Annotated in this window: 9 protein-coding genes; 3 read left to right on the top strand and 6 right to left on the bottom strand. The window is 61.7% G+C overall.

What is annotated here, in order from left to right; genetic code table 11:
- Positions 1 to 67 precede the first annotated feature (67 nt).
- Complete coding sequence (locus PPN31114_RS10280; protein WP_150679429.1) at positions 68 to 1,162, bottom strand: hypothetical protein; 1,095 nt, start codon at positions 1,160 to 1,162, stop codon at positions 68 to 70.
- Between the two features lie 306 nt (positions 1,163 to 1,468).
- On the opposite strand from PPN31114_RS10280, the gene PPN31114_RS10275 reads away from it, so the two are divergent.
- Positions 1,469 to 2,848 carry a DASS family sodium-coupled anion symporter gene (locus tag PPN31114_RS10275; RefSeq protein WP_150679428.1) on the top strand — a complete coding sequence of 460 codons (1,380 nt, stop codon included), beginning with the start codon at positions 1,469 to 1,471 and terminating at the stop codon, positions 2,846 to 2,848.
- A 73-nt stretch (positions 2,849 to 2,921) separates the two neighbouring features.
- Here PPN31114_RS10275 and PPN31114_RS10270 read toward each other — a convergent pair whose 3' ends face one another.
- The 5 genes from PPN31114_RS10270 to PPN31114_RS10250 all read right to left on the bottom strand — a co-directional run bounded on the left by PPN31114_RS10270 (position 2,922) and on the right by PPN31114_RS10250 (position 9,247).
- Positions 2,922 to 4,154 carry a metal-dependent hydrolase family protein gene (locus tag PPN31114_RS10270; RefSeq protein WP_150679427.1) on the bottom strand — a complete coding sequence of 411 codons (1,233 nt, stop codon included), beginning with the start codon at positions 4,152 to 4,154 and terminating at the stop codon, positions 2,922 to 2,924.
- A 127-nt stretch (positions 4,155 to 4,281) separates the two neighbouring features.
- Entirely contained in the window at positions 4,282 to 5,583 is a 1,302-nt protein-coding gene (locus tag PPN31114_RS10265; RefSeq protein WP_150679426.1) for an MFS transporter, read from the bottom strand.
- Positions 5,584 to 5,798: 215 nt separating this feature from the next.
- On the bottom strand, positions 5,799 to 6,701 hold the full coding sequence (locus PPN31114_RS10260; RefSeq protein WP_150679425.1) for a LysR substrate-binding domain-containing protein: 903 nt from the start codon (positions 6,699 to 6,701) through the stop codon (positions 5,799 to 5,801).
- A gap of 42 nt (positions 6,702 to 6,743) precedes the next feature.
- Complete coding sequence (gene fumC, locus PPN31114_RS10255; RefSeq protein ID WP_370865862.1) at positions 6,744 to 8,132, bottom strand: class II fumarate hydratase; 1,389 nt, start codon at positions 8,130 to 8,132, stop codon at positions 6,744 to 6,746.
- A gap of 239 nt (positions 8,133 to 8,371) precedes the next feature.
- Positions 8,372 to 9,247, bottom strand: a complete 876-nt coding sequence (locus tag PPN31114_RS10250; protein WP_150679424.1) for a LysR family transcriptional regulator — start codon at positions 9,245 to 9,247, stop codon at positions 8,372 to 8,374.
- Positions 9,248 to 9,501: 254 nt separating this feature from the next.
- Here PPN31114_RS10250 and PPN31114_RS10245 point away from each other — a divergent pair, with 254 nt between their 5' ends.
- On the top strand, positions 9,502 to 11,010 hold the full coding sequence (locus tag PPN31114_RS10245) for a CoA-acylating methylmalonate-semialdehyde dehydrogenase (protein WP_174987895.1): 1,509 nt from the start codon (positions 9,502 to 9,504) through the stop codon (positions 11,008 to 11,010).
- Between the two features lie 106 nt (positions 11,011 to 11,116).
- Positions 11,117 to 12,751, top strand: a complete 1,635-nt coding sequence (locus PPN31114_RS10240; protein ID WP_150679423.1) for a GMC family oxidoreductase — start codon at positions 11,117 to 11,119, stop codon at positions 12,749 to 12,751.
- The last annotated feature ends 216 nt before the right edge of the window (positions 12,752 to 12,967 follow it).

Genomic DNA, 12,967 nt, shown 5'->3' with positions numbered 1-12,967 from the left:
CAAACGCGTCAGATGTAGAGAAGGGCAGCCCAAAGGGGCTGCCCTTTTTTGTTGGCACAGCCAGCGGTCATGCCTTCACTACGCGTGCGGCTTCGAAGTCGCGCCGCATGTCTTGCATCGTGGCTCGGAGCGACGCCATTTCGGCGCTGAATTCAGTTCGAATTGCGGAGACGTCATTCGCGATGTTGCTCACCGTTTGTGCGAGCGTTTCAACGCGACGGTCGGTGTTTCCCACCATTTTTGTGAGATTTTCAATGCGGCGGTCGCGGTTTTCCCCCATGGCCTTGAGATCTTCGATGCCCTTGCGCATGTGATAGGTGTTCATCGCGTGCATGCTTTGCTCCAGTTGGTTGATGGTTAGGTCGTGGAACTTGTCTATGGTGGTTGAGAATTTGTCCCACCCGGCATCGCGTTGATAGAAGCGCTGGTTGAGGATGGTGTTGATCCCGCTCGCGACAATGCACAAGACGCCAAGCGCTCCCAGCGCGGGGATGACGCCACCGGGTATCGCAATCGCACAAATCGCGCAGACGGTCGAGAGAACTGTAAACAGCGCGATCAACGTCGCTTTCACGTTGAACCGATTCTTTGATTTAGGCAGACATTGCCGAGCCTCATCGAGATGCGTGCGGACATCTCGCAGCACACTCGCTTGCTTGAGACTGTCTTCGGCACTCGGTTCGCTGGCGCACAAGGCTGAGGTCGACTTGAGCAGGCCGTGGAGTGCGCTGTCGAGATGCTGCAAACTTTCGTGAAGCTTTCGTGCCGACTTCGACATTTTCTCCACGTCGCACATGCCGCTCTGCTTGCGCGCGTAATGACGGAAAAAGTGCAGCGGATTGCGGTGAAACCCTGGAACCCGGGTTGCGTCCCACACCGTCGCGTCCACCTTCTTCATCGCTGCGTCAAGACTCTCGATAGCCGCATCGATCTGTGCTGTGGGGAGCAACTCGAAGGGCTTATCTCCCGTCTGCCACGCGACGTTTTTTAATGCGTCAAGTCTTGCGACGATGTCATGCTGAAGTTCCAGTCGTGATCGACCTTCGGCGATCTTGGTTGGTTGAATCTCGGTATCGGGCTTTGCCGCATTGAAGGGAGAGACAGCGTAATTACCGGAGTTTCGATATCGCCAAGGAGAGGCAAAGGCATATTGGGGCAGCATGTTGAGTGGGCTTCCTCTGATGTGCGCGGTATCAGGAAAAGGAAATGCTTCGTCATGTACCTGCGCTACCTGACGTAGCGGAGGTCATTCTTCTGCCGTTCGATGCGACGCGCTTTCGGTTTCCCTATTCATGTTTCACCAAGTGGACATCTCAAGTTCCCCGCGAACCGACCGGAAACCCCATATTTGGGCCTTTTCCTTGGCGCTACTTCGACAATTTGGCATCTAATCCCGGCACCCGATCACCCCCCGATGCGGTACGGGTGCCGCTGATGAAGATGACAACATCGAACGAGGGAACAGGAGATGAACCAGATTGCTGAAAAAGTGGGGCAGGCCTGGGCGCTGTCCACGCGGGATATGTGGGTGCTGGCCGCCAGCGCCTTGATGATGGTGACGATGATTCTCGTGCTGCCATTCGAGGACAAAACCAACCGAGGGCTCGCGCTCGCGGCCTTTGTCGCCGTGTTGTGGCTCTCCGAAGCCGTGCATCTCACGATGACGGCGCTGATGGTGCCTGTGCTCGCCGTGCTGCTCGGCATTTTGGAAACTCCCGCAGCACTTCAGTCGTTCGCGCATCCCATCGTGTTTCTGTTCTTTGGCGGATTTGCGCTGGCGACAGCGCTACGCGTGCAAGGACTCGACCGCTTTCTCGCGAACCGGCTGCTGCATCTCGCCGGTGGCCGCATGAGTCGCGCCGCGTGGATGCTGTTCGGTGCCACGGCGCTCATGTCGATGTGGGTGAACAACACGTCGACCACGTCGATGATGTTGCCGCTCGCGCTCGGCATTCTTGCGCAACTCGACACGCGCTCCGATCGCAACACCGTGACCTTCCTGCTGCTAGGCATTGCCTATAGCGCGAATATCGGCGGCTTGGGCACCATCGTCGGCAGCGTGCCCAACGCGATGGTGGCAACGCATCTCGGCATCGATTTTCTGACGTGGGCGAAATTCGGTGTGCCGTTAGTCGCCGTACTGTTGCCGCTGATGGTGATGACGACCTATGTGGTGTTGCGCCCGCGACTCGATCAGAAAATTCAGATCGAAACGGAGCCGATGGTCTGGACGCAGCAACGCGTGGTGGCGGTCGTGATCTTCGGCGGCACCGTGTTGAGTTGGATCTTTAGTCAACAACTGAGTGCATGGCTCGGTGGCGTGAAGCAATTGGATACGCTCATCGCGTTGTCTGCTGCCGTGCTGATCGGCATGACCGGCGTGGCCAGTTGGAAGCAAATTCAGGAGCACACCGACTGGGGCGTGTTGCTGCTCTTTGGCGGCGGGCTGACGTTGAGCGTGGTGCTGCGCAATTCGGGGGCAAGTGAGGTGATGGCGCATGGCGTATCGAGTGTCTTCTCGATGAGTCACACGCTGGCGGTTCTGCTCATCACTGCGGCGTTCATCGTCTTTCTGACTGAGCTCACGAGCAACACGGCCAGTGCGGCGATTCTGGTGCCGATTTTCGCCACGATCTCGGTGTCGCTGGGGTTTCCCGAAGCGCTGCTCACCATGGTGATCGGCATCGGCGCATCGTGTGCCTTCATGCTGCCCGTGGCGACCCCGCCCAACGCGATCGTGTTCGGCACAGGACAGGTGCCTCAGCGCCGTATGGTGCAAGCGGGCTTCTTCATCAACCTGATCTGCGTGATGGTGATTACGGCCTTCGCTTGGATGCTGTGGCGCTAATTTCACCAACATGAAAAACGCCGTGACGTTGTGCGCGTCACGGCGTTTTTTGTTGCTGCGTTCGTAATACCGATTAATGCGGCTGCTTTGCGACCTTACCGTCCTTGAACACCCACTGAATGCCTTCGCCCTGACCGGTCAACACGTCGATGGCTTCCAGCGGGTTGCCGTCGATGACGAGCACGTCGGCGAGCGCGCCCGGGGCGATGACGCCCAGCTCACCCACACGGTTCAGAATCTCGGCACCGATGACGGTGGCGGAACGCAGCGTATCGGCAGCGCCCAGCACATCGGCGCGTATCGTCAGCTCGTCCGACTGGTACTTGTGCATGTCGCCCAGCAAGTCGGAGCCGAAGCCCATCTTCACGCCAGCATCGCGATAGATCGACAGCGACTCGCGGCCCGCGCGTTGCACGCTCTCCACCTTCGCGACCGACTCCGGCGGCAAGCCCAGCGACGCGCCGTCTTTGGCGAGCGCATCGTAGGTCACCAGCGTCGGCACGACATACGCGCCTTTCTCCGCCATCAACTTGGCCGTCTCGGCATCGCACAGGTTGCCGTGTTCGATCGTGCGCACACCGCATCGCACCGCACGGGCAATGGCCTTCGGCGTGTACGCGTGGGCCATCACATACGTTTGCGCCGCTTCCGCCTCAGCAACTGCGGCGCGAATTTCGTCTTCTGAATATTGCGTGTTCGCAATCGGATCGACCGGCGAGGCGACACCGCCCGATGCCATCAACTTGATCTGCGTCGCGCCCTTCTGAATCTCTTCACGCACGGCCAGACGGATGGGATCGACACCGTCGACCACGCGCCCGATCGCGCCTGCACGGAACGCGCACGAGCACGGCTCGAGTACATCGCTGCGCGGACGGAAATCGCCGTGTCCGCCGGTTTGCGAGAGCGCCTTGCCCGACGGGAAAATGCGCGGCCCCGGAATCACGCCTTGCTCGATCGCCTGTTGCAATGCCCAATCGGCACCGCCGGCGTCACGCACGGTCGTGAAGCCTCGGTTGAGCATGCTTTGCATGATCGGCAGCGACTTGAGCACCGTCAGCACATTGGGCTGACTCGCGTTGGTGCCGAGGTTCGGATGGGAGGCGAGCACGTGCACGTGGCAATCGATCATGCCGGGCATGACGGTCTTGCCGGTCACATCGATGACGGTCGCACCCGCGATGTCGAGCGGCGTGGCCGAGACGGCGGTGATGCGGTTGCCCTCGATGGCGACGTCGTGGCGCGCGAGCAAGCGGCCGGCGGCAGCGTCGAGCACATTGCCGCCGCGAAGCAGGGTAACGGACATGGGGGAGTTCCTTGGACGTTGTTTGAGTGGTGGTGCAGAAATGCAGAGTTACCGCGATGTAGCGATGTTGCGAAACGGGAAAAGCAAAAAGGCGCGCCCTTGAGGACGCGCCTTTGATGCAGAACGCTTACGCCTTGGTCGTCGAGTTAGCCACCTTAGGCAGCGGCTTCACGAAGCGCGTACCGACGAGGCTGATGGCCGCCGCGATGATCACGTAGATCGCCGGGGCCATGTTGCTGCCCGTGCGGGCGATCAGCCACGTGATGATGAGCGCGGCGAAACCGCCGAAGATCGTCACGGCGAAGTTGTACGCCACCGACAGGCCGGTCGAGAGCACCTGTGCCGGGAACAACTCCGAGAACGCCGCGAGAATCGGGCCCGTGTAGCAGGCGATGAGCAGGCCGAACACGATCTGGAACGTGAGCAGCGATTGCAGGCCCGGCGCCACGTTCAGGTACGTGAACATCGGCCATGCGAGCAGCAGAATCAGCAGTGCGGAGCCCGACAGGAACGGACGGCGGCCGAAGCGGTCTGCCAGACGTCCCACGACCGGTGCGAACACCAAAATCATCGCGCCACCGACCATACCTGCGGTGAAACCATCCGACGCGGGCAGCTTCAGCACGCGCTGGGCATACGTCGGCATGTAGAACAGCAGCACGTAGGTGCAAATCGTCCACAACACGACCATCGAGAAGCTCGCGAGCGTTTCGCGCGGGTACTTCGAGAACACGTCGCGCAGCGGCGTATTCGACTTCTCTGCGTGTTGGAACGTCGGCGTCTCGTCGATCTTGCTACGGATGTAGAAGCCGACCGGGCCGATCAACATCCCCACGATGAACGGCACACGCCAGCCCCACGATTCGAGCGATGCCTTGTCGAGTTCGGTCGTCACGAACGTGCCCACGGCGGCACCGAGCAGCACGGCAAAGCCGATGCTCGATTGAATCCATGCCGAGTAATACGCGCGCTGATTGGGCGGGGCGTATTCCGTCAGGAAGGCCGTCGCACCGCCCATTTCGCCACCGGCCGAGAAGCCTTGCAGCAAGCGAGCGAGCACGATGATCACGGGCGCTGCCAGACCGATCTGGTCGTAGGTCGGCGCGAGGCCGATCATCGCGGTGCCTGCCGCCATCAACAAGATGGTGAGCGAGAGCGCGGCTTTGCGGCCCACGCGGTCGGAGTACACGCCGAGGACGATGCCGCCGACCGGACGCATGAAGAAGCCCACGCCGAAGGTGGCCACCGCCAGCAGGAACGACGAGAGGTCGTCGCCCGTGGGGAAGAACTGCTTGGCGATAATCGCCGCGAAAAAGCTATAAACAGTGAAGTCGAACCATTCCAGACCGTTGCCGATCACCGTCGCCACAATGGCGTGACGGCGTTGGCGGTCCAGGTTGTCTTGAGGCACTGCGTAGGTCGCCTGCATCTGGGTCTCCCGGAGGATGGGTGGCGTCCGTCGCGTGCGAGAAATCACGTCATACCGGTAATACGCCTGCTTTTTTGTCGGATCATGCCCGCCATACGGCGCGGACATGTGCGGATGGACCACAACATAGGACAGACAAAATGACAGGAGAAACGATAATTCCGCATGTTGCCATGCGTGTAGCGCATAGCAACTTTCTCAAAGCCGCCGTAAACCTATGATGGCAAACGAATTTGCGAGTAGATCCAATTGCGGAAAATTCGCGCTGCGGCATGCTCATGGCGATCGGCAGGCCACACGAGGTAGTAGCCGCCGCCGAGACTCGCGTGAGAATCGCAGGCTTTGACGAGCAAACCGGCCTCGAGACACGGATCGATCATATGACGCCAGCCCATCACGATGCCGCCGCCTTCGATGGCCATTTGCACGAGTAGCGGGTAGTAATTGGCGCTGACCATGCGCGGCGATTTAGGCGCACTCACGCCTTGCAATTCGAACCAGTCGGGCCACGACATCCATTTGCGCTGACCGTCTTCGATGAACAGCAGCGTTTCGTTCACGAGATCGGCCGGTTTGAGGGTGCGGCCGTCGAGATAGGCGGGGGCGCAGACGGGGAAGACTTCTTCGTCGAAGAGCCGCCGTCCCGCGAAATCCGGCGGCAGATCGTTGCGCACGTAGTAGACGCCGAGATCGAATTCAGACGCTGAGAGCGACGTGATGCCATCTTTGACGATCACGCGAATCTTCACATCGGGGTGGTCGGCGCGAAAGCGCATGAGTTGCGGGGTCATCCACAACACGGCGACGCCCGACGAGCACGCGACGGTGAGTTCAAGGTCGCCGCGTCGCTTCATGAGGTCGGCGGTGGCCTCGGCGCACTCGTTGAGCAGGCGTTGAATCTGTTCGGCGTAGCGCTGGCCCGCGACCGTGAGGCGCAGGGTGCGATGTTCGCGCGTGAAAAGCGTGCGCCCGAGAAACTCTTCGAGTTGCGCGATCTGACGGCTGACCGCGCTTTGGGTGAGATTGAGTTCCGCCGCCGCGCGGGTGAAGCTCGCGTGCCGCACGGCAGCGTCGAATGCAACAAGACAGTGCAGTGGCGGCAACGGCGAGATGGGCATGCGCGGCGGGGTCTCCTGTGGGCGGGGTGGTTGGTGCGGCGCTTAGCGCTTACCGACCATTTGCTCCGGGCGCACCCAGGCGTCGAACTGTTCGGCCGTGACGTGGCCCAGTGCCAGCGCCGCTGCCTTGAGCGTGGTGCCTTCCTTGTGCGCCTTCTTCGCGATTGCGGCGGCCTTGTCGTAGCCGATATGCGGATTGAGCGCGGTCACGAGCATCAGCGACTCTTCGAGCAGGTTGCCGATGCGCGCACGGTTCGGCTCGATGCCGATGGCGCAGTTGTCGTTGAAGCTGACCGAGCCGTCGGCCAGCACGCGTACGCTTTGCAGGAAGTTGTGAATGAGCATGGGCTTGAACACGTTCAGTTCGAAGTTGCCCATCGAGCCGCCGATGTTGATCGCGACGTCGTTGCCCAGCACCTGACAACAAAGCATGGTCATCGCTTCGCACTGGGTCGGGTTGACCTTGCCCGGCATGATCGAGCTGCCCGGTTCGTTTTCCGGAATCTGCAATTCGCCGATGCCGCAGCGCGGGCCGCTAGCGAGCCAGCGCACGTCGTTGGCAATCTTCATCAGGCTGGCGGCGAGCGTCTTGAGCGTGCCGTGGGCGTTGACGATGGCGTCGTTGGCGGCGAGCGCTTCGAACTTGTTCGGCGCCGTGACGAACGGCAAGCCCGTATCGCGGGCGAGCGCGTCGGCCACTTTCTTGGCGAATTCCGGATGCGCATTCAGACCGGTGCCGACTGCGGTGCCGCCCAGGGCGAGTTCAGCCACGTGGGGCAGGGCGTCGTCGACGTGCTTCAGACCGTGATCGAGTTGTGCGACCCAGCCCGAGATTTCCTGACCCAGCGTGAGCGGCGTGGCGTCTTGCAGGTGAGTGCGGCCGATTTTGACGATGTTGTCGTAGGCGTGGGCCTTCGCGGCGAGCGTGTCGCGCAGTTGGCCGACGCTGGGCTTGAGGTGGTTGATGAGGGCGTCGAGGGCGGCCACGCTCATGGCTGTCGGGAACACGTCGTTCGACGACTGGCCCTTGTTCACGTCGTCGTTCGGATGCACGAGACGCTCTTCGCCGCGCACGCCGCCGAGCAATTCGCTGGCACGGTTGGCGAGCACTTCGTTCATGTTCATGTTCGACTGCGTGCCCGAGCCGGTTTGCCACACGGCCAGCGGGAATTCGTCGTCATGCTGGCCCGCGACGACTTCGTCGGCGGCCTTGATGATGGCGTCGGCCTTCTTGGCGTCGAGCACGCCCAGGTCCTTGTTGACTTCCGCGGCGGCGCGCTTCACGCGGGCCAGTGCGCGCACGAGTTCGCGCGGCATCTTTTCCGAGGAAATCTTGAAGTTTTGCAGCGAGCGCTGCGTTTGTGCACCCCACAGACGATCGGCAGGCACTGCAATTTCGCCGAAGGTATCGCGTTCCATTCTCACAGACATGATCAACATCCTTGTAGAGAGGCTGCCCCGCGCAAATGGGTGGGGCGGACTCTGAATTGTAGAACTTCAGTGACGATTCGACATGACAGGCCGCCTGAGGGAAACCATGTCATGGGAATGAATTGCGGGGGCCGGTAGTCGCCTGGGCGTGGCTGCATTGGCCGCATGGCCCGCTTCGCTGGCGGGCCTATGGCGGCTCTCACACCCGGTGAGGCGTGGCGGCAGCCGCCGGTATTCTGTCATGCCCAGACCGCCGCGACCAGTTGCAAGGCGGCGGCGATGGCGGGTTCGTCGCGGCGCGCCGCCAGTGTGACGAACGTGAGTTCGGTGGGTACCGCGACGCCGTCGGCAATCACCAGCCCGTGCGCGCGGGCTTCGCGCAGCGCGATCGAGTCGCGCATGAGCGACAGGCCGATGCCCGACTTCACGAGATCGAGCATCGACGGCTCCTGATCGACTTCGGCCACTTTCACGGGTGAAACGTCCAACGCGCCGAATATGGCCGAAAGCAGACGGTGGTGGGCGGATTCGGGCGGTGTCCAGATCCACGGCAGCGCAGCCAGTTCTCGCCAACCGCGTCGGGCCACGCGTTCGCGCCAGCCCGCTGGGGCCAGCACCTGATACGAGAACGGCGTGAGCGTAATGGTGTGAAAGCGGTCGCCGTCAGGTCGGCCAAGATAGAAGCCGACATCGAGTTCGCCGCGCGCGATCTGTTGCAGCACCGAGCCCGACATGCCGTGCCGTAGCGCCGTCTCGATCTGCGGATACGACTCGACAAGGCGCTTGAGAAACGCACCCAGCCGCGTGAATTCCGGATCGAGGATGGTGCCGATGCGCAGGCGGCCACGCACGGTCTCTCGCAAGGCGCCAGCGGCTTGTTGCAGATCGGCTAGCGCAGCCAGCATGCGCTCGGCGAGTGGCAGCAGCGCCTGACCGTCGCGCGTGAGCGCCAGCCCTTGTGCCGTGCGGGTGAAGAGGGTGAGGCGCAACGCTTCCTGAAGCGCTTTGACTTGCAGACTCACTGCCGGCTGCGTCAGATGCAGACGCTGCGCCGCCCGCGTGAGGTTGCCCTCATGGGCGATAGCGACGAAGGCGCGGAGATGAGCGAGTTCCATTCAGATCCCGTGAGATGGGCGATCAAGGCGGTCGGGGTGGCGGGAGAGTGCGGCGTATGCGATTCCCGGCGTTGTCTTGCCTCGCGCGCAGCAACATAAGCGGATCTTATATTGCTTTTCATTTTTTCTCATTGGATCGCGCGGCGCTGCGGCAGTACGCTACGCAATCACTTTTGGCGTACGACGTCGTGCTGCACTGCGGCACACGGCGGTCTCGCCATTCCACGCAGAGACCGGATTCGGGGAAAACGAACATGAGCAACGCTGATATTCCTACCGTGCAGCACTTTATCGACGGTCAGTTGGTGGCCGGTCGCAGCGAGCGCTTCGCCCATGTCTACAACCCCGCCGAAGGCGCGGTAAGCGCCCGCGTGGCGCTGGCGAGCGAGGCCGACGTCGATGCGGCGGTCGCGGCGGCAAAAGCGGCCTTGCCTGCGTGGTCGGAGACGGCGCCGCTCAAGCGCGCGCGTGTGTTGTTCAAGTTCAAGGCGCTGCTCGATGCGCATCAGGACGACCTTGCGCGGATCATCTCGCGTGAGCATGGCAAGGTGTTTTCCGATGCCCGTGGCGAAGTCACGCGCGGCATCGAGATCGTCGAATATGCGTGTGGTGCGCCGCAACTGTTGATGGGCAAGCATAGCGACAACATCGGCGGCGGCATCGACAACTGGCATCTGCGTCAGCCGGTCGGCGTGTGCGCTGGCATCACGCCGTTCAACTTCCCCGCGATGGTGCCGATGTGGATGTTCCCCATCGCGCTGGCCTGCGGTAATACGTTCGTGTTGAAGCCGTCCGAGCGCGATCCGTCGGCGAGTTTGTTGATGGCGGAATTGCTGCGCGAAGCCGGTTTGCCTGACGGCGTGTTCAACGTCGTGCAAGGCGACAAAGTGGCGGTGGACGCATTGCTCGCACACCCCGATGTGGAAGCGCTGTCGTTCGTGGGCTCCACGCCGATTGCCGAATGCATCTATACGGAAGGCACGCGCCGCGGCAAGCGCGTGCAGGCGCTGGGCGGCGCGAAGAATCATCTGGTGGTGATGCCCGATGCCGATCTCGATCAAGCGGTCGATGCGTTGATCGGTGCCGCGTACGGTTCGGCGGGCGAACGTTGTATGGCGATTTCGGTGGCCGTGGCGGTGGGGCAGGTGGCCGATCGTCTCGTCGAGGCGCTGGTGCCGCGTGTGAAGGCGCTGTGCATCGGGCCGGGCACGGACGAAGCCGCCGAAATGGGGCCGGTGGTCACGGCCGCGCACAAGGCGAAGATCGAGGACTATATTGCGCAAGGCGTGGCGGCGGGGGCCGAGTTGCTCGTCGATGGACGCGGTTTGCAGGTGGCGGGGTACGAGAAGGGCTTCTTCCTCGGCGGCACGCTGTTCGACAACGTCACGACCGAGATGACGATTTATCGCGAAGAGATTTTTGGCCCGGTGCTCGCGGTGGTGCGTGTGCCCGATCTCGCGGCTGCGATCGAGCTCGTGAATGCGCACGAGTATGGTAACGGCGTGTCGTGCTTCACGAGCGATGGCGGTGTGGCGCGTGCGTTCTCGCGTCAGGTGAAGATCGGCATGGTGGGCATTAACGTGCCGATTCCGGTGCCGATGGCGTGGCAATCGTTCGGCGGCTGGAAGCGCTCGCTGTTCGGTGATCATCATGCGTATGGCGAAGAGGGCGTGCGCTTCTATACGCGCTTCAAGAGCGTGATGCAGCGCTGGCCGGACAGCATTGCGAAGGGCGCGGAATTTACGATGCCGGTTGCGAAGTAAAAAATGAACCCGATGGCGGTGGGCGCAGTCCACCTCACTCGGGCGCCGCACATGAGCCGGCGTCGCACTACGGCGAACGCTGCGCGATCGATGGAGACTGGCGGGAATGAGCAAGCAGGCAGCTAAGGAAGAGACCTTCGATTACGTGATCGTGGGGGCAGGTTCGGCCGGGTGTGTGCTGGCCAATCGACTGACGCAAGACCGCGATGTCAATGTGCTGCTGCTCGAGGCCGGCGGCAAAGACGACTATCACTGGATTCACATTCCTGTCGGATATCTCTATTGCATCGGAAATCCGCGCACCGATTGGCTCTATCGCACGCAGGCCGAAGCCGGGCTCAATGGGCGTTCGCTCGCGTATCCGCGTGGGCGTGTGCTGGGCGGCAGTTCATCGATCAACGGCATGATTTACATGCGCGGCCAACGCGAAGATTACGACGTGTGGGCCGATGCGACCGGTGACGACGGCTGGCGCTGGGACAACGTGCTGCCGCTGTTCAAGCGCAGCGAAGATCACTACAAGGGCGGCTCCGAGTTTCACGGCAGCGGTGGCGAATGGCGCGTGGAAAAGCAGCGCTTGTCGTGGCGCGTGCTCGATTCGTTCGCCGATGCCGCCGAGCAAATCGGCATTCCGAAAACGGACGATTTCAATCGCGGCGATAACTTCGGTATTGGCTACTTCGAAGTGAATCAGCGGCGCGGTGTGCGCTGGAGTGCTGCGAAGGGTTTCCTGCGACCGGCCAGCGAGCGCCCGAATCTGACGGTGATTACCGGCGCGAGCGTGAACAAGCTGTTGTTCGAGGGCACGCGGTGCACCGGCGTGTCGTATCGCGGCGGTAACGACGACTACACGGCGCTCGCGCGTGCTGAAGTCATCCTCGCAGCGGGCGCGGTGAACTCTCCGCATCTGCTCGAAGTGTCGGGCATTGGCGATGGCGAGCGGCTGCGTGGTTTTGGCATCGATGTCGTGTCCGATTTGCCCGGCGTGGGCGAGAACTTGCAGGACCATTTGCAACTGCGCACGGTGTACAAGCTGCGCGGTGTGACGACGTTGAATCTCACGGCGAACAGTTTGTGGGGCAAGCTCAAGATCGGCATGCAGTACGCGTTTGCGCAGCGTGGACCGATGAGCATGGCACCGTCGCAACTCGGTGCGTTTGCGAAGAGTCGCGATGATGTTGCGCGCCCCGATTTGGAATATCACGTGCAACCGTTGTCGCTCGATCGATTTGGCGAGCCGTTGCACAAGTTCAACGCGTTCACGGCATCGGTTTGCAACTTGCGGCCGACGTCGCGCGGCAATGTGCATTTGACGTCACCCGATGTGCGCGAAGCGCCCGCGATTGCGCCGCACTACTTATCGACGGAAGCGGATTTGGCGGTCGCGGCGGAGGCGATCAAACTCACGCGCCGCATTGTGGGCGCACCGGCATTTGCGCGTTACGAACCACGCGAATATTTACCAGGGCCGTCTTATCAAACCGATGAAGATTTGAAGCGTGCCGCGGGCGACATCGGCACGACGATCTTCCATCCGGTAGGTACCTGCCGCATGGGGCGCGCAGACGATCGCAGCGCCGTGGTCGATGCGCAATTGCGCGTGCGGGGTGTGCAGAACTTGCGGGTGGTCGATGCGTCGGTCATGCCGGTGATCACGTCGGGCAACACCAACTCCCCGACGATCATGATTGCCGAGCGCGCGAGCGACATGATTCGCGCGGCGCGAAAAGCAGGGCGGTAAAGGTCGGTAACGGCACAAAACTTCGATTGGAATTCGAGAGATGTGTTGTGATCAGCGCGCCGAGTGTGCCTTCGCCGAGGCATGCCCGCGCGCTTTCTGCTTTTCCGGATTTCCAGACTCACCGCTAAAACTTACGTAGTAATACCTAATGTTGTGTGCGCACGTTGGCGCGCACTCATCGAAAAAAGCTATCGCACGCGTATTTGCGTGTGCCGC

Origin of the sequence: Pandoraea pneumonica, from assembly GCF_902459645.1 — a bacterium.
Taxonomy (GTDB): domain Bacteria; phylum Pseudomonadota; class Gammaproteobacteria; order Burkholderiales; family Burkholderiaceae; genus Pandoraea; species Pandoraea pneumonica.
The sequence above is the reverse complement of the archived record's forward strand: the minus strand, read 5'-3'. Positions and strand labels throughout refer to the sequence as shown.